This window comes from Pseudotabrizicola sp., assembly GCF_030684215.1.
Classification (GTDB): Bacteria; Pseudomonadota; Alphaproteobacteria; order Rhodobacterales; family Rhodobacteraceae; genus Pseudotabrizicola.
Map to the genome: position 1 here is coordinate 234,726 of NZ_JAUXOV010000070.1, position 15,290 is coordinate 250,015.

The following is a 15,290-nucleotide window of genomic DNA, read 5'->3' on the forward strand; positions in this document are numbered from 1 at the left end:
GCCTCAGGGCCCCATCGCAAAGCATTGGACCGCACGGGCCTGAAGCCGCCGACAGGCCAGATCGGCCTGATCCTGCGTCAGCCCCATAAAGTTGGCCTCAAAGCCGCCGCCGCGCTGCACCACTTTGCGCAAACCGTCGTTCAGGGTCGCACTTTCGGCCAGTTGGGTTTTCAAGAGCAACCGCTCTGCTTCGGACCGCGAGTTGAAGCGGCCCAGAGTCACGCCCCAATGGCGCGCATTCGAAGTGGAAAGCTGGATCACCACCGGCTCATCTACCGCGCGCGCCTGTGGTGCATCGGCAACGCGGTCAAAGATCGGCGCATTGCGTTTTGGCGTAGCAGGCGCTTGGGGGGCGACAGGGGCGATCATCGCGGCCACCTGCATCGGTTCTGTCACGGTCAACTCATCATCTGGTATGGCAGCAAATTGCGCGGCCTGCGCATCCAATGTTGGCTCGGCCGCCAGAGCCACGGCTTGCGCCTCCGGCGTTCCGGCCTCGGGCGCAGCGGCGATGATTACCTCGGCGGGCGCTTCGGGTTCTGCGGCAACTTCGGCGATCAGCGTCTCTGGCCGGGCTGGTGGGGCGGAGATGGAGGGTTGTTCCACCATGGGCGTGCCTTGAGCTATGGCAACGGCTTGTGCGTCCAGCGTGCCGGGTGGTGGTGGTTCAGCCACGGCTTCGGCCAGTGCGGCGGCGATGCTGTCCTCGATGGCGGCCACGGCCACTTCGGCTGCGGCAACCTTGCCTGCGTCTGGCCGTGTGACCGGGCGTGGAGATTTCGCCACCGCCATTTGCAGTCGAATGGTCTTGCCCGCCCCGCCCACAACTTCGGGCAGCGGATCAGCCTGTGCCATCAGCGCCGCTTCGACATCGGCCGAATAGGTTGGTGCCTGTGGCACGGTGGTTGGCGCATTGGCCGGAGCCTTTTGGAACCCAACGTCCAGAAGCTGCGCAATTTTGGCATTGCGCGCCGCGGTCGAGGCCCCGCCGAATACGGTCGCAATAATCCGCACATTGCCCCGTTCTGCCGATGCGGTCAGGTTGAACCCTGCGGCGTTGGTAAAGCCGGTCTTGATCCCGTCAGCGCCTCTGTAGGCATCCAGAAAACGGCTGTTGGTGTTGCGCACCTCGGCGATGCCTGCATCGGTCGAGCGACGAGAGAAGATGTTGTAATATTGGGGGAAATCATAGAACAACCGCCGCCCAAGCGTGTTCATGTCCCGCGCTGTGGACAAATGTCCATTCGCTGTCAGCCCGTTTGCGTTCTTGAACGTGGAATTGCGCATTCCCAGTGCCTTTGCCGTCGCATCCATGCGGCGTGCGAAGCCTGCCTCATTTCCGCCGATGTGATCGCCCAAAGCCGAGGCGGCATCATTTGCCGACTTGATTGCTGCCGCCCGGATCAGATAACGCACCGCCACTTTTTGTCCGGCCCGCAGACCCAGACGCGATGGCGGTTTGGCTGCAGCGCTGGCAGTTACAGTAACAAGGGTATCAAGGCTCAGCCGGCCGCGCTGAATTTCCTCAAAGGTGATGTACAGTGTCAGCATTTTGGTGAGTGAGGCCGGGTGCAGCCGTGTATCGGCATTCTCGGCGTGCAGAATTTCACCCGTGCGGGCGTCCTGCACAATTGCTGCATAGGGTGCTGCACCTGACGGCTGCGGGGACGAACAAGCCGCCACCACGATAAATGCCACCAGACAAACGAAATTGCGGGCAAATCGCCCCATAAGCGTTGTCACGATGAAGTTCCTTACTCTGCCTCGGCCCGCCCCGATTGTTTTGTGGGGCGTGATTTGGAACAAAGCTAGCACAGCATCTGATTCCGCAAAACCCCGGAAATTCAATGGCTTTGTCGTTTATCCTCATGTTGTGATAAATCCGGCGGGCCTTTAGCGGTGCTCCCTAGGTTTAGTGGTCTCCGCGCAAAACTGCCACCAGATCAGGCAATGCGGCCAGATCGGCTAACTGATGAAACCGCTGGTGGCCGGTCGGTGGTTCGGCATGCTCCAGTGCCCATGTAAGGCCATGCGGCACATGCACCCCCCAGCCGCCGACATCCAGTACCGGCAGCACATCAGATTTCAATGAGTTCCCCACCATCATCGCCTGTGCAGCCTGCGTCCCATGCCGGGCAAAAATCGCAGCGTAAACAGGCGGGGTCTTGTCCGACACGATCTCGACCCCGTCAAACAGATCGCCCAAGCCAGATTGCGCCAGCTTTCGTTCCTGATCCAGCAGGTCGCCCTTGGTAATCAGCAACACATGATGATCAGCGGAAAGTGTCTCTACCGCTTCACGCGCATGGGGCAGTAGCTCTATCGGGTGGCGCAGCATGTCGCGGCCTGCCGCCATCAGCTCACTGATCACCGAGGCAGGCACCCGACCGTCCGTCACCTCGATCGCGGTTTCGATCATCGACAGGACAAAGCCCTTAACCCCAAAGCCGTAATGGCCCAGATTGCGCCGTTCTGCCGCCAAAAGCCGGTCGTGCAAGTGGTCGTGATCGGCGTATTCCGCCAGAAGTGCGGTAAACCGTTCTTGGGTCAGCCGAAAAAACGCCTCGTTTTGCCAGAGCGTATCATCTGCATCAAAACCAATCGTGGTCAGGGTCATTGGGGCCTCCATCTGGCAGTCTTAATGCCTGCTTTACCTCTTTGTCGCAATCACTGTGGGTGACGCCCTTTCCCCACGGCCAAAAACCTCTATATTGCGCGCTGAACCCAAGTATCCGAATCTCTTTGCATGAGGCGCCGCTCGTGATCCAGTTTCCCCATTCCATGTCTGACAAGACCGATGGGCCGGGTAATGACGCAGGGCTGCTGACCAAAACCAAGACCCGCACCCAGCGCCCGCCAATGTATAAGGTGATGTTGCTGAACGATGATTACACACCGATGGAATTCGTTGTGCATGTGCTGGAACGGTTTTTTGGTCTCAACCATGCGCAGTCGTTTGATATCATGTTGACCGTCCACAAAAAGGGCCTTGCCGTTGTCGGGGTCTTCTCGCATGAGGTGGCCGAAACCAAGGTGGCACAAGTGATGGATTTTGCCCGCCGTCATCAGCACCCCCTTCAATGTACGATGGAGAAGGAGTAGGCCGCGCGCCTATTCCGCCAGCCTATGCGCTCAACCCGCCTAGATTTCGCACTGGAAAGCGGTGCGCTTGTTCTGCCGCCCGAAGGCCCCGTGGTGATCTATCGCCCGCGCGAAGGCGATGATCTGTCCAGTATTTCCATTGCGCGGGTCCATGTCGCCACTGGCTTTCGTCCCGATGCCGAATGGTTTGCCGCCCGTGGCTATCAGGGTGCCGAAGGCCCGCCCTATGCGGCGGCCATCGTTTGCCTGCCCCGGTCACGCGAAGCCGCCCGCGCGCTGATCTCGCGCGCTATGGTCGAAGTGACGCCAGGCGGTCCGGTCGCGGTTGATGGCCAGAAAACGGATGGTATCGACAGCATTCTGAAAGATTGCCGCGACATGGGGCTGACCATGTCGGGCCCGTTGTCAAAGGCGCATGGCAAGATTTTTGTGTTGCAAGCCGGGGCGGAACTGCCGGGCTGGGATGCCCGGCCCCGGCTGATCGACGGTGGCTTTCAGACCCTGCCGGGGATGTTTTCCGCCGACGCACCCGACCGTGGATCGGTTTTGCTGGCGCAGGCCCTGCCGGAAAAGCTGGGGGCCCGCGTGATCGACCTTGGCGCAGGGTGGGGATATCTGTCGCATGCGATCCTGAGCCGATCTTCCGTCGCAGAGCTTGATCTGGTCGAGGCAGAGCAGGACGCGTTGGATTGCGCGCAAGTGAATGTCGAAGACGCCCGCGCCCGCTTTCACTGGGCGGATGCCCGCACATTCAAACCGATCCGCCCGGCGCATAGCGTTGTGATGAACCCGCCCTTTCACGCCGGGCGTGATGCTGACCCGGCACTTGGCGTGGCATTCTTGCGCGCGGCGGCATCGATGCTGGTGCCAGATGGCACACTATGGCTGGTCGCCAACCGCCACTTGCCCTATCATCAGCCCCTGACAACGGTGTTCCGTCAGGTCGAAGATGTCGGCAGCGATCCGGCCTTTAGGCTGACGCGCGCCAGCCATCCGGTTCGCAAGCGCTAGACCCTTCCCAACCCCGAGGATTCCATGTCCCTTTCCATCGCAGGCAAGACCGCCATCGTGACCGGCGCGGCAAAGGGCATCGGGCTTGCCGTCGCCCGCCATTTTCAGGCCAAGGGTGCCAATGTGATGTTCGTCGATATCGACGAGACCTGCCTTGACGCCGAACTGGGCACCGAGGCGCGCGCCGAAGGATCGGTGCGTATGTTCACCGGCGATCTGCGTGAAAAGCTGACCATCGCCAACCTGCTGTCGGCCACAATCGACGCCTTTGACCGGGTTGATATTCTGGTCAACGCCAGCCGGCGCATGGCCATTTCAGACCCGCTGAATGCCGAAGATGATGCGGTTGAGATGCTGTGGCAGGAAAATGTGATGACCAGTCTGCGACTGTCGCAGATGACCGCCAAGCGTATGATTCATCAGGCGGAAAAGGCAGCCAGCGAAGAAGATCTTATCGGTGCGATCATCAATGTGTCGTCAATCGCAGGGTGCCAGACGCAGCCCGATTTGCTGGGCTATTCGATGGCCTCTGCTGCGGTTGATCAGATGACTCGATCCTTGGCGGTGGCACTTGCTCCAAAGCGCATCCGGGTGAATGCCGTAGCCTTTGGATCGGTAATGAGCGCGAGTCTGAAAGCCGCGCTGAAAGACACCCCGGACTGGCGCGATGCTATCATTGACGGCACACCGCTGGGCCGTATCGCCGCCCCGGATGAGCTCGCCGAAGTCATGCAGTTTCTTGCCTCTGACGCTTCGGGCTTTATGACCGGTCAGGTGTTGCGCGTTGATGGCGGTCGCGGCCTGCTTGACCGCGTGGTGATCCCGGCCTACTGAGCGCTACTGCGGAAACTCGGCCTTGCATTGCGCAATGGCTGGCCCTGCCGCGCGCATCTGTGCCGCGCGCTTTTCCTTCATCGAGGCCAGCTTTTGCGCCTCTGCCCGCAGATCAATTGCCTTGGGTTGTGTTTGCGTCTCGCGCACTTCGCGCAAGCACAGTTGTGGAGGAGGGGGCGGCGGGGCAGGTTGACCTTCGACCAGTTCGGGCCGGACAGCCGGGCATTGCACCCAACGGTCACGATACGTCACAACTTCCTCAAGAGCATAGCCGCGCTGCAGGTTGCCCTCACTCTCCACGATCAGCCGGTCCAACACCCGGATATCCCGCGTCTCACGCGCGATGCAGCGTTCTTGCGGGGTGCCACAAGCGGTGAGCAGTAGCAAAACGACCAGTGTGCGGCGCATGAAATCCTCCCGATCTTTGTACTTTCCCACCATAGCCATGCCCTGCGACAAATGCCATGTTGGCGCGCGCCGCCGCTTTTGCTAGGCAAGGGTAACAAGCTTTGGGGAGCAAGCAATGTCCGACCAATTCGACGCCCGAAAGACCCGCGCTGCGGCATGGTTCCGCACGTTGCGCGACCGGATCGTCCAGTCTTTCGAGGCGCTTGAAGATGCCCACGGCACCGGAACACCTGGCCGATTTGAGGTCACGCCCACCACCCGCGCTGATGGCGGCGGTGGCTTGATGAGCGTGATGCGCGGTGGCCGCGTGTTCGAGAAAATCGGCGTCAACGTGTCCGAGGTTCATGGCACCTTGGGTGAGCGTGCGCAAAAGGCGATGGCCGCGCGTGGCGTGCCCGGCATGGACCGCGATCCGCGTTTCTGGGCGTCGGGCATCAGCCTTGTCGCCCATATGGTCAACCCGCATTGCCCGGCGGTCCACATGAACACCCGCATGTTCTGGACACCCCATGCGTGGTGGTTTGGCGGCGGCGCAGACCTGAACCCGGCGCTGGAATATGCCGAAGACACCGCACATTTCCATGCCGAGATGCAACGCGCCTGCGAGGCGCACGACCCGGCCTATTACCCCAGGTTCAAGGCCTGGGCCGATGAGTATTTCTTTGTGCCGCACCGGGGCCGCGCCCGTGGTGTGGGCGGCATCTTCTACGATGACCTGAACACCGGTGCCACAGATGCCGATTCGTGGGAGGCGGATTTCGCCTTTACCCAAGACGTCGGCTCGGCCTTTCTGCCCGCTTTTGTCCCGCTGACCGAACGCCGGATCGCAACCCCGTGGTCCGACGCCGACCGCGAGGCACAGCTGATCCACCGCGGGCTTTATGCCGAATACAACCTTGTCTATGACCGGGGCACCAAATTCGGGCTGGAAACCGGGCATGACGCCAATGCCGTGCTGATGAGCCTGCCGCCCATCGCCAAGTGGACCTGAGCCACCTTCCCGCCTTTGCCCTGACCTCCCTGTTGGTCGAGCTGACACCGGGGCCGAACATGGCATGGCTGGCGCTTTTGGCTGCGACCGAAGGCCGCCGTTTGGGCTATGCTGCGGTGGCGGGCGTCTCGCTTGGGCTTGCGGTGATCGGGCTTCTGGCGGCGCTTGGCCTTGCCGCTTTGTTGCAGGCGCAGCCCATGGCCTATCAGACCCTGCGCTGGGCTGGGGTCGCTTATCTGCTTTATATCGCGTGGGATACATGGCGCGGGGCCGAGGCTGACGAGGCTCACGCCGGGCCGGGGGCCACGGCGGTTGCGCAATTCCGGCGCGGGGTGATCACCAATCTGCTGAACCCCAAGGCGGCAGTGTTCTACGTTACCGTTCTGCCCGGTTTTCTGTCGCCCACCGCCCGCTTTGCCGAGGTGTCGGTCCTGTCCTTCACCTATGTTCTTGCCGCCACACTGGTTCACGCCAGCATCGTCACCGCTGCAGGCACTGCGACAGGATGGCTTGCAGATGGCCCCCGCGTCAGGCTAACCCGGCGCATCATGGCGCTAGCACTGGTCGCGGTCGCGATCTGGCTTTTCACAAGGACGTAACCCCAATGAACGCCCCAACGGCTGATATCACCATCCACGCCGCCTATGCCTCGGTTGTCGAAGATGACGAAGACGGCATGCTGTTCATAGGCTTTGCCCAAGGCGAGGAAGAAGACGAACCCTATGCCTTGTTCCGCCAGCCGATTTCGGGTGGACCGGTCTGGTTTGCCGTGAATGACGAAGATTTCGGCGCGGATGACGCCGTGCAAAGCATCACCCTCGATGCCAAGGGCCTGACGGTCACGATCCGCCCCGAACATGTCGCCAGCTTTGGCTGGGCGGGGGTTGTCGCCATCCGTATCGGCCCGCACACCGAAGATGCAGAGCAGGCCATCACCGCGTTGCATGACGTTTTTGGTGAAATTTTCCCCCACTGATCTGGTTTGAAACGCCTTGGCGATCGGTGAATTGCGCCTGTATGTCTTGCGACATGCGGGCGTTTGCGTGCCGTTGAAATGAGCTGTCCAGCCCAACGTCAGGGAGTTACGAGTATGAAGAAACGACTTTCCGCCGAATTGATCGGCACATTCTGGCTGGTGCTGGGCGGTTGCGGAAGCGCCGTTCTGGCTGCTGGGTTTCCCGATGTCGGCATCGGCCTTTTGGGGGTGTCGCTGGCCTTTGGTCTGACCGTACTGACCATGGCCTATGCAGTGGGCGGCATCTCGGGCGGGCATTTCAACCCTGCCGTCAGTCTGGGCCTTGCGCTTGCGGGCCGGTTCGAGATGAAACATCTGCCAGCCTATTGGGCGGCACAGGTGGCAGGCGCCGTGCTGGCGGCGCTGGTCTTGTATGCGATTGTCTCGGGCAAGGGTGATTTTGCCGGTGTGGGCGGCTTTGCGTCAAACGGCTATGGCGCGGCTTCGCCCGGTGGGTTCAGCCTGACAGCGGCGCTGGTGACCGAGGTGGTGATGACGGCGATGTTCCTGATCGTCATTCTGGGGGCCACGGCCAAAGGCGTTCCGGCGGGCTTTGCGCCCATCGCCATCGGCCTTGGGCTGACGCTGATCCACCTTGTGTCGATCCCGGTCACCAATACATCGGTCAACCCGGCCCGTTCGACTGGCGTGGCGCTGTTTGCTGATGGCCCGGCGCTGGCGCAGCTTTGGCTGTTCTGGCTCGCTCCGCTTGCGGGGGCTGCCATTGGTGCGCTGATCTGGAAGGCGCTGCTGGCCGACGACTGATCGGGCGGCGGGGTGAACCCCGCCCTACCCAAGCTTGGGCGCGGCACATCAGTGATCAGGCAATGCTGCCCCGCCAGACCAATGTGTAGGGCGGGGTTCACCCCGCCCCAACCTCAGGCGCTGCGCACCGTTTCAATCATCAGCGCCACATTGTCGGGGTTCGCATCGGGCGTGATCCCGTGCCCAAGGTTGAAGATATGCGGCCCCTTGCGGAAAGCAGTCACCACCCGCCGAGTTTCACGCACCAGATCTTCACCGCCCGACACCATATGCACCGGCGACAGGTTGCCCTGCACGCAACCACCAGGCTGCACATGCGCGGCTGCCCATTCCGGCGTTACCGAGTTGTCGATCGCAACACAATCGGCCCCCACCGCCGCACCAAAGCCGATATAGCCGTCCCCAGCCTCACGCGGGAAGGCGATGACCGGTAGGCCGGGGTGCAGGGCTTTCAGCGCGGAGATGATGCGCGCGGCAGGTTTCAGGGCAAAATCAACGAAATCATCACCTTTCAGGCTGCCCGCCCATGAATCGAATAGCTTTACCACCTCGGCCCCGGCTTTCACCTGTTCCGACAGATAATCCACCGTTGCCTCGGTGATGATGTCGATCAGCGCCACAAAGGTTGCCCGGTCCGCCGTTTTCAGCGCATGGGCCGCGCCCTGATCTTTCGATCCGCGCCCCGCTATCATATAGGTGGCCACCGTCCACGGCGCTCCGGCAAAGCCGATCAGCGTGGTCTGGGGCGGCAATTCGCGCGCCAAAATCTTCACCGTTTCATAGACTGGCGACAGCGTGTCATGGATCAGATCCTTTGACTTCAGCGCCCGCACCTGATCCATCGTGGTGGTGGTTTCCATGCGCGGGCCTTCGCCCTCGACAAACCACAGCTTTGGCCCCAGCGCCTGCGGCAGCAGTAGAATATCGGCAAACAGAATCGCCGCATCAAAGCCAAAGCGGCGGATCGGTTGCAACGTCACCTCGGCGGCCAGATCAGGATTGTAGCACAGCGACAAAAAGTCGCCTGCCTGCGCGCGTGTGGCACGGTACTCGGGCAAATACCGACCGGCCTGACGCATCATCCAGATCGGCGGGGTGGGAAGGATTTTGCCGGCAAGCGCGCGGAGGATGGTCTTTTCGGTCATGTAAGGCTCCTTTGCCCCATGGGTCCGATGTGCGCCCCGCGTTGTCAAGAGTTGTCAGGCAAAGATGACAGTAGTATGCCTGTGCGCATGACGCAAAAACTACCCTCACCCGCCCAACCCCTCAAGATCGGAACCCGAGGCTCACCGCTTGCCCTGTGGCAGGCGCATGAGGTTCGGCGCAGCCTGATGGTGGCGTTTTCGCTGCCGGAAGATGCGTTTGAAATCTGCGTTATCAAGGTGATGGGTGACCAGATCCTTGACAAGGCGCTGAAAGATATCGGCGGCAAAGGTCTGTTCACGCGTGAGATCGAGGAGGCGCTGCTGGATGGCGGCATCGACATCGCGGTGCATTCGATGAAAGACATGCCCACGATGCAGCCGGATGGGCTGATCCTTGATTGCTATTTGGCGCGCGAAGATGTGCGCGATGCCTTTGTTTCGCCCACCGTTGCCCGTCTGGCCTATCTGCCGCAAGGCGCGGTCGTCGGGTCGTCCAGCTTGCGGCGTCGTGCGCAATTGCGCTTGAAACGTCCCGATCTGCAGCTGGTCGAATTTCGCGGCAATGTGCAGACGCGGATGAAAAAGCTGCAAGATGGCGTGGCTGTTGCTACCTTTCTTGCCATGGCTGGCCTGAATCGGCTTGGCATGGCCCATATGGCCCAATGTGCGATTGAAACCGAAGATATGCTGCCCGCCGTGGCGCAAGGGGCGATCGGGATTGAGCGCCGGCTTGATGATGCCAACACCGCCGCCCTGCTTGCCGCGATCCACCATACCCCCACCGGCTTGCGGCTGAGCGCCGAGCGCGCGATGCTTGCGCGGCTGGACGGGTCCTGCGAGACGCCGATTGCCGGGTTGGCCGTGCTTGACGGGTCAAACCTGCATCTGCGCGGCGAAATCCTGCGCCCCGACGGGTCGGAATCCATCACCGGCGATCGCTCTGGCCCTGCGTCAGAGGCAGCCGCTTTGGGCACCGGTCTGGCCGAAGAGCTGTTGTCAAAAGCACCCGCCGATTTCTTCAGCTGGCGGTGATCAGAACTGCACCGCCACCTCTTAAACTGTCGTCATTGTGGTGTTACATTCCCGCAATGAGAAAACTTGACACCACGCCACTGTCAAAACCCGTGGCTGCTGTGCTTGAAGCAGCACTTGCACAGCCTTCCCAACGGATACAGGCCTTGGATCTGCCCGATGGTGGGCGGGTCTGGCTGAAACGGGTGGAACAGGCGACAGGGCTGATGCGCCTGCAAAAGGGCAATGGCCTGACCGCTTTTGTGGCTGAACGCGAGGCGCTGCACCTGTTGCGCGCCAAGGGCGCGCCTGTGCCGGATGTCATCGCCGAAGGCCCCGATTACCTGCTTTTGCCAGACCTAGGCCCGAACCTGTCAACGCTGCTGAATGATACGGCCCATCCTGTAGCAGATCGCAGCGCGGCCTTTGCTGCCGCAGGGGCGGCGCTGGCGGGGTTGCATCGAGCGGGCTTTGCACATGGCCGCCCGGCTCTGCGCGATTTCTGCTGGCAGGCGGGAGACCTGCGCCTGATCGACCTTGAGCGCTTTCGCAACCGCAAGCGTGGCCAGATGATGCGGGCGCTGGATATCGTGGTCTTCACCCACAGTTGGTTTGCCAATGGCCGCGACATCGCCCCCGGCCCGGAACTTGATGCAGCACTGACGGCCTATCGCAGTGCGGCGCCGGCAGGGCTTTGGCGGGCCGTTGCACAAATGGTGCGCCTGCTGTCGCCATTGGGGAGCTTGGCGGGCGGAGTCGCCCGGATCAGCAAGCCGTCAAAGGATGTGCAGGCGATCCCGCCCACACTCGCCTATCTGAAGCGCATCACGCAGTATCCGGGCTGACCCTCGCCCTGTCGGCCAGCCACAAGCCAAGGCCACCGGCAATGGCAATCCCGCCGCCGAGGCCTGCGGTCAGGGCATAGCCGCCAATCGCCAATCCGGCGCTGAATGCCAGCGCTGCAATTACGTCGGCTACCAGCTTTTGCAGGGCCAGCATTGACGCCGCGGTGCCGGGCCGCCCGGCCATCAGATCCTGATAGTAGGAAATTGGCAGGATCAGCATGGCGACCCCGCCCAGACCCGCAGGCAGGGTCATCACCCAGATCCAAGGGCTGTCCGCCAGAAATGGTAGTGCTATCAGATGGCTGACATACAGCACCGTACCCCAGAAAATCAGGGTCGGCCGGGGAATGTGCGACAGATAGCGCGGCAACAACAGCATGAACGGCACCTCCCACCCGGCCACCATGCCCACATACAGCGCGGTATCTGCCGCACCGCGCCCCGGCGTTTCCGAAAACACCAGTGCCGCAAGGATCATGTAAAGCACACCCGAAGATGTCACCGCCCCAAGGCATACCAGACGCAATGCCACCGCAGGCCGCGCCAGTTGCGCCAATGCAGCCCCCAGCCGCAGGCCCGAGGGTTGATCCTGCCACCCGGTCTGCCCGTCGCGCGGCCAAAACCCCCAGATCAGCGCCAACAGCGCCAGACTGGCGACGCCGCCCGTCGCATAGGTCCACATCACATCGGCACCCCAGCCAAAGGCAAAGGTCCAGAATACCAACATCAACAGAAAGGTGACAGACATCGACGCCCGAACCGTGGCCTGTATGCCTTCGCGCTGCGCGGGGAAATCCTGACTGGCCAGCCGGTTGAGCGCAAAGGCCTGACCAAAGATTGACGAGGCGATCGGCAGCAACACCCCATTGGTCAGCACAAAACTGACCGGACCGGGCGCAAACACCATCAGCGCCGCACCAGACGCCCCGATCAGCGCCGTGATCAGCGCCAGGCGTCGCCGGTTCGCCCTTTGGTCTGACAGGATGCCCAGCAGCACCGAAGTTGTGACCGCCACTGCCGAGGCCAGCACCAGAACCAGCGCGAACATCTGTTCGGACAGGCCCAGAACCTCAATTCCGATCAGCGATTGATAGGGGTAAAGTGAGGCGTTGATCAGCCCCATCAACCCGATCACCCCGGCCAGCATCCGAAACACGGGGGTTGCGAAAACAGTGTGAAGGGCTGTCACGATGCCACGCCTGATCCTTGGGGAATGACCTTGCCGGGGTTCATCCGCCCCTCGGGGTCCAGAGCGGTTTTGATCGCCTGCATTACGTCCAGCGCCACCACATCCTTGCGCCGCACCATGGATGCAAGTTTAGACAGGCCCACGCCATGTTCTGCCGAAAAACTGCCCTTCAGATCGGCAACCACATCCTCGATCATCGTGATCACAAGGTCATAGGTTGCCCCTGATCCGTCAACGGGGAACACTGTGAAGTGCAGGTTGCCATCGCCCAGATGGGCCACGGTCATCGTCTCATGCGCCTGATCCACGGTCTGCAACCGGGTATGGATCGCGTCCAGAAACGCTGCGGCCCGGTCCAGCGGCACTGCGATATCAGTATCGACAAAGGGACGCTTGGCAAAGGTGATCTCTGCCGCCGCCTCGCGCCTTGCCCACATTGCGCGGCGCTGCGTCTCGCTTTGGGCGACGATGGCATCATGGATCAACCCTTCGTCCATCAATGCCGCCACAGTGGTTTCCAGCAAATCCGTCAAAGGCACCGACCCATCTTCGCGCGGGTCGCACAGCGCGGGCGCGGTGGCACCCAGTTCGGTCAGGATCGTTACCTCTGGGACCGTGCCAAACGGCAGGCCCAGATCGGGGCGCACTTCGGCCAGACGGCGGGCGTAGCTGGCGGGCATGAATTCAAACGCCTCAACCAGCCCGCCCGACGCCTCTTGCAAGCGGTTGAGCAGCACCAGCGCATCGCCAAGGCTGCGCAATCCCAGCGTGGCGGTGGCATGGGCGCGCGGGGCAGGCACCAGTTTCATCACCGCAGCGGTGATGATGCCCAGCGTGCCCTCAGCTCCGATGAACAGGTCTTTAAGCGCATAGCCCGAATTGTCTTTGTGCAATGCAGACATCAGGTTCAGCACCCGGCCATCGGCCAGAACCACCTCCAGCCCCAGACAAAGCGTGCGGGTGGAGCCATAGCGCAGCACATTGGACCCGCCCGCATTGGTAGAGAGCACCCCGCCAATCATCGCCGAGCCGCGCGCGCCAAACCACAGCGGGAAGTAGAGCCCCTGTTCGGCAGCGGCATCATGCAGGCGCGACAGGATCACCCCAGCCTCAACCACCGCTGAGCGCGTGGCCGGGTTCAGATCGCGGATGCGGTTCATCCGTTCAAGGCTGATCATCAGGGCCTGCGTGGTAAAGGTGCCGCCCACCAGCCCTGTATTGCCGGAGACCGGCACCACAGCCACGCCATGCCGCGCGGCTTGGGCCAGACAGGCCGCCACTTCGCCGGTATCGCAGGGCCGCACCACCGCAAGCGGCTGGCCCGCGTATTTCCCGGTCCAGTCGTGTGCGTAGCGGTCCATATCTGCCCCGGTTAGCACATGGGCCGGGCCAAGCAGGTCACTAAGATCAGAAATCAGGGTCATCGCGCGGTCCTTGCACGGGCCGCATAGCAATGAACCGTCACGGGCTGCTCATCAAGCCCTTGCGGGCATTCTTCATGGTGCAGTGCCCGGTTTTTTTATCGTGCGCCCGGGGGCGGGCGGGGGAGCCTCCGGCGGGAGTATTTCGCAAGCAGCAAAGGCTGGTCAGTCGACCTGCCCAACCAGTTTCAGGATCTGCGGGCCAAGGCTTTCTACCGCGCGTTTGACGCCATCTGCATTGGGATGGATGCCATCGGCCTGCATGAGTTCTGCAATCTGGCCGGGATCTGTGGCGTCGGGGTCGATCAGGCCAAAATAGCTGGCGATGTGCTGCGCGCCGTATTGGGCCGCGAGCTCTGGGTAAAGCTGGTCGAAGGCGGTTTTGTAATCGGGACCGAAATTGCCCGGAGCCTCCATCCCGATCAGCAGAACCGGCAAGGCGCGGGTTTGGGCCTCGACCAGAATTTTCTCAATATTGTTGCGTGTCACGACAGGTTGCAACCCGCGCAAGAGATCGTTGCCGCCCAAGGTTACGATCATGGCATCAACCTCGGGTGTCAGGCTCCACGCCAGTCGCGAAAGGCCACCCGCCGAGGTATCGCCGGACACGCCGCCATTCAGCACGGTGATGTCGGCTCCCTGATCTGCCAGCCACAGATTAAGTTGCGGCACAAGACCTTCGCCATCGGGTAGACCGTAGCCGGCTGTCAGGCTGTCACCCAGCGCAAAAACGGTCACGGATTCGGCATTCACGGCTGTGGCGACGGAAAACGGTAACGCCAGCGTGAAGGTCAGGTTGCGGATGCAGCGTAATGCGCCATATGCAACAGGGGACAGTGTAAAGGAAAAGATCATGGGTCAGACCGTTCTGGCGTTGAAGGATGCGACGCTTACTTTGGCAGGCAATGCCGGGCCGGTTGAGATTCTGAAGGGCATCGACCTTGATGTCATGCAGGGCGAGACATTGGGTCTGATCGGTCCGTCCGGGTCTGGCAAGTCGTCTCTCCTCATGCTGATGGGCGGGCTGGAGCGCGCGACATCGGGGTCTGTCATTGCGCTGGGGTCGGATCTGACCGCTTTGGACGAGGATGCCCTCGCGCGCTTTCGTAGGGGGAATATGGGGGTGGTGTTCCAATCTTTCCACCTGATCCCGACAATGACCGCTTTGGAAAACGTTGCGGTGCCCTTGGAGTTGGCTGGCGTGACCGATGCCTTTGCCCGGGCCGAGGCGGAATTGCGCAGTGTGGGCCTTGGGTCGCGGATGGACCATTACCCGCGCCAGATGTCGGGGGGCGAGCAGCAGCGGGTGGCGCTTGCACGGGCCGCTGCGCCACGGCCGGCAATCTTGCTGGCTGATGAGCCGACGGGCAATCTGGACGGCGTGAACGGGTCGGCGATCATGGACATGCTGTTTGGTCTGCGCGACCGGCATGGGGCGACGCTGGTGCTGGTGACCCATGCGCCGGAACTGGCGGCGCGGTGTGACCGGGTGGTACGGTTGGCTGATGGACGGATCGTGGGCGAAGACCGCATGAAGGCGGCGGCGGAATGAG

General features: G+C 61.9%; 17 protein-coding genes. 10 read left to right on the plus strand and 7 right to left on the minus strand.

Annotated features, from left to right (window positions below; all coding sequences use genetic code 11):
* Nucleotides 1–3: 3 nt before the first annotated feature.
* The gene (locus tag Q8K08_RS15250; protein WP_322573414.1) at nt 4–1,743 is read right to left on the minus strand and encodes a serine hydrolase; all 1,740 of its coding nucleotides are present in this window, start codon (nt 1,741–1,743) and stop codon (nt 4–6) included.
* 169 nt (nt 1,744–1,912) lie between these two features.
* Complete coding sequence (locus Q8K08_RS15255; RefSeq protein WP_305250618.1) at nt 1,913–2,617, minus strand: HAD family hydrolase; 705 nt, start codon at nt 2,615–2,617, stop codon at nt 1,913–1,915.
* 164 nt (nt 2,618–2,781) lie between these two features.
* Between Q8K08_RS15255 and clpS the strand changes: the two genes are divergently transcribed.
* Genes clpS through Q8K08_RS15270 form a run of 3 tightly spaced genes read left to right on the plus strand, consistent with a single transcriptional unit; the run spans nt 2,782 to nt 4,947 of the window.
* A complete protein-coding gene (clpS, locus tag Q8K08_RS15260) occupies nt 2,782–3,102 on the plus strand; it encodes an ATP-dependent Clp protease adapter ClpS (protein ID WP_304798691.1) in 321 nt (106 codons plus the stop codon).
* Between the two features lie 24 nt (nt 3,103–3,126).
* Entirely contained in the window at nt 3,127–4,113 is a 987-nt protein-coding gene (locus tag Q8K08_RS15265; RefSeq protein ID WP_305250619.1) for a class I SAM-dependent methyltransferase, read from the plus strand.
* A gap of 24 nt (nt 4,114–4,137) precedes the next feature.
* Nucleotides 4,138–4,947: an SDR family NAD(P)-dependent oxidoreductase gene (locus Q8K08_RS15270; RefSeq protein ID WP_304798659.1), complete on the plus strand. Its 810-nt coding sequence runs from the start codon at nt 4,138–4,140 to the stop codon at nt 4,945–4,947.
* 3 nt (nt 4,948–4,950) lie between these two features.
* On the opposite strand, the gene Q8K08_RS15275 is transcribed toward Q8K08_RS15270, so the two are convergent.
* Complete coding sequence (locus tag Q8K08_RS15275) at nt 4,951–5,355, minus strand: hypothetical protein (protein WP_304798662.1); 405 nt, start codon at nt 5,353–5,355, stop codon at nt 4,951–4,953.
* A gap of 115 nt (nt 5,356–5,470) precedes the next feature.
* On the opposite strand from Q8K08_RS15275, the gene hemF reads away from it, so the two are divergent.
* The 4 genes from hemF (at nt 5,471) to aqpZ (ending at nt 8,126) form a co-directional block, all read left to right on the plus strand.
* Nucleotides 5,471–6,346, plus strand: a complete 876-nt coding sequence (hemF, locus tag Q8K08_RS15280; RefSeq protein WP_304798664.1) for an oxygen-dependent coproporphyrinogen oxidase — start codon at nt 5,471–5,473, stop codon at nt 6,344–6,346.
* Nucleotides 6,337–6,945: a LysE family translocator gene (locus tag Q8K08_RS15285; RefSeq protein WP_304798667.1), complete on the plus strand. Its 609-nt coding sequence runs from the start codon at nt 6,337–6,339 to the stop codon at nt 6,943–6,945. Before hemF ends, Q8K08_RS15285 begins: the two co-directional genes overlap by 10 nt.
* A gap of 5 nt (nt 6,946–6,950) precedes the next feature.
* Nucleotides 6,951–7,322, plus strand: coding sequence for a hypothetical protein (locus Q8K08_RS15290; RefSeq protein WP_304798670.1), 372 nt, complete (start codon nt 6,951–6,953; stop codon nt 7,320–7,322).
* 114 nt (nt 7,323–7,436) lie between these two features.
* Complete coding sequence (gene aqpZ / locus Q8K08_RS15295) at nt 7,437–8,126, plus strand: aquaporin Z (protein ID WP_304798673.1); 690 nt, start codon at nt 7,437–7,439, stop codon at nt 8,124–8,126.
* Between the two features lie 113 nt (nt 8,127–8,239).
* Here the strand turns inward: aqpZ and hemE are convergent, their stop codons facing one another.
* A complete protein-coding gene (gene hemE / locus Q8K08_RS15300) occupies nt 8,240–9,271 on the minus strand; it encodes a uroporphyrinogen decarboxylase (protein ID WP_305250621.1) in 1,032 nt (343 codons plus the stop codon).
* Nucleotides 9,272–9,358: 87 nt separating this feature from the next.
* Here hemE and hemC point away from each other — a divergent pair, with 87 nt between their 5' ends.
* Both hemC and Q8K08_RS15310 read left to right on the plus strand, forming a co-directional pair.
* On the plus strand, nt 9,359–10,303 hold the full coding sequence (gene hemC / locus Q8K08_RS15305; RefSeq protein ID WP_305250622.1) for a hydroxymethylbilane synthase: 945 nt from the start codon (nt 9,359–9,361) through the stop codon (nt 10,301–10,303).
* Between the two features lie 56 nt (nt 10,304–10,359).
* Nucleotides 10,360–11,127, plus strand: coding sequence for a hypothetical protein (locus tag Q8K08_RS15310; RefSeq protein ID WP_304798680.1), 768 nt, complete (start codon nt 10,360–10,362; stop codon nt 11,125–11,127).
* On the opposite strand, the gene Q8K08_RS15315 is transcribed toward Q8K08_RS15310, so the two are convergent.
* The 3 genes from Q8K08_RS15315 to Q8K08_RS15325 form a co-directional block, all read right to left on the minus strand.
* A complete protein-coding gene (locus Q8K08_RS15315) occupies nt 11,108–12,316 on the minus strand; it encodes an MFS transporter (RefSeq protein WP_304798682.1) in 1,209 nt (402 codons plus the stop codon). The genes Q8K08_RS15310 and Q8K08_RS15315 overlap by 20 nt on opposite strands.
* Entirely contained in the window at nt 12,313–13,740 is a 1,428-nt protein-coding gene (locus Q8K08_RS15320) for an FAD-binding oxidoreductase (protein WP_305250623.1), read from the minus strand. The genes Q8K08_RS15315 and Q8K08_RS15320 overlap by 4 nt, the downstream gene beginning before the upstream one ends.
* A gap of 162 nt (nt 13,741–13,902) precedes the next feature.
* The gene (locus tag Q8K08_RS15325; protein WP_305250624.1) at nt 13,903–14,592 is read right to left on the minus strand and encodes an arylesterase; all 690 of its coding nucleotides are present in this window, start codon (nt 14,590–14,592) and stop codon (nt 13,903–13,905) included.
* Here Q8K08_RS15325 and Q8K08_RS15330 point away from each other — a divergent pair.
* Entirely contained in the window at nt 14,591–15,289 is a 699-nt protein-coding gene (locus tag Q8K08_RS15330) for an ABC transporter ATP-binding protein (protein ID WP_305250625.1), read from the plus strand. The genes Q8K08_RS15325 and Q8K08_RS15330 overlap by 2 nt on opposite strands.
* Nucleotide 15,290 lies beyond the last annotated feature (1 nt).

Coding starts and splice junctions, on each gene's coding strand:
- Q8K08_RS15255 (WP_305250618.1), bottom strand. CDS start 2,617: ATGACCCTGACCACGATTGGTTTTGATGCAGATGATACGCTCTGGCAA.
- hemE (WP_305250621.1), bottom strand. CDS start 9,271: ATGACCGAAAAGACCATCCTCCGCGCGCTTGCCGGCAAAATCCTTCCC.
- Q8K08_RS15265 (WP_305250619.1), top strand. CDS start 3,127: ATGCGCTCAACCCGCCTAGATTTCGCACTGGAAAGCGGTGCGCTTGTT.
- Q8K08_RS15275 (WP_304798662.1), bottom strand. CDS start 5,355: ATGCGCCGCACACTGGTCGTTTTGCTACTGCTCACCGCTTGTGGCACC.
- hemC (WP_305250622.1), top strand. CDS start 9,359: ATGACGCAAAAACTACCCTCACCCGCCCAACCCCTCAAGATCGGAACC.
- aqpZ (WP_304798673.1), top strand. CDS start 7,437: ATGAAGAAACGACTTTCCGCCGAATTGATCGGCACATTCTGGCTGGTG.
- clpS (WP_304798691.1), top strand. CDS start 2,782: ATGTCTGACAAGACCGATGGGCCGGGTAATGACGCAGGGCTGCTGACC.
- Q8K08_RS15320 (WP_305250623.1), bottom strand. CDS start 13,740: ATGACCCTGATTTCTGATCTTAGTGACCTGCTTGGCCCGGCCCATGTG.
- hemF (WP_304798664.1), top strand. CDS start 5,471: ATGTCCGACCAATTCGACGCCCGAAAGACCCGCGCTGCGGCATGGTTC.
- Q8K08_RS15325 (WP_305250624.1), bottom strand. CDS start 14,592: ATGATCTTTTCCTTTACACTGTCCCCTGTTGCATATGGCGCATTACGC.
- Q8K08_RS15290 (WP_304798670.1), top strand. CDS start 6,951: ATGAACGCCCCAACGGCTGATATCACCATCCACGCCGCCTATGCCTCG.
- Q8K08_RS15270 (WP_304798659.1), top strand. CDS start 4,138: ATGTCCCTTTCCATCGCAGGCAAGACCGCCATCGTGACCGGCGCGGCA.
- Q8K08_RS15330 (WP_305250625.1), top strand. CDS start 14,591: ATGGGTCAGACCGTTCTGGCGTTGAAGGATGCGACGCTTACTTTGGCA.
- Q8K08_RS15310 (WP_304798680.1), top strand. CDS start 10,360: ATGAGAAAACTTGACACCACGCCACTGTCAAAACCCGTGGCTGCTGTG.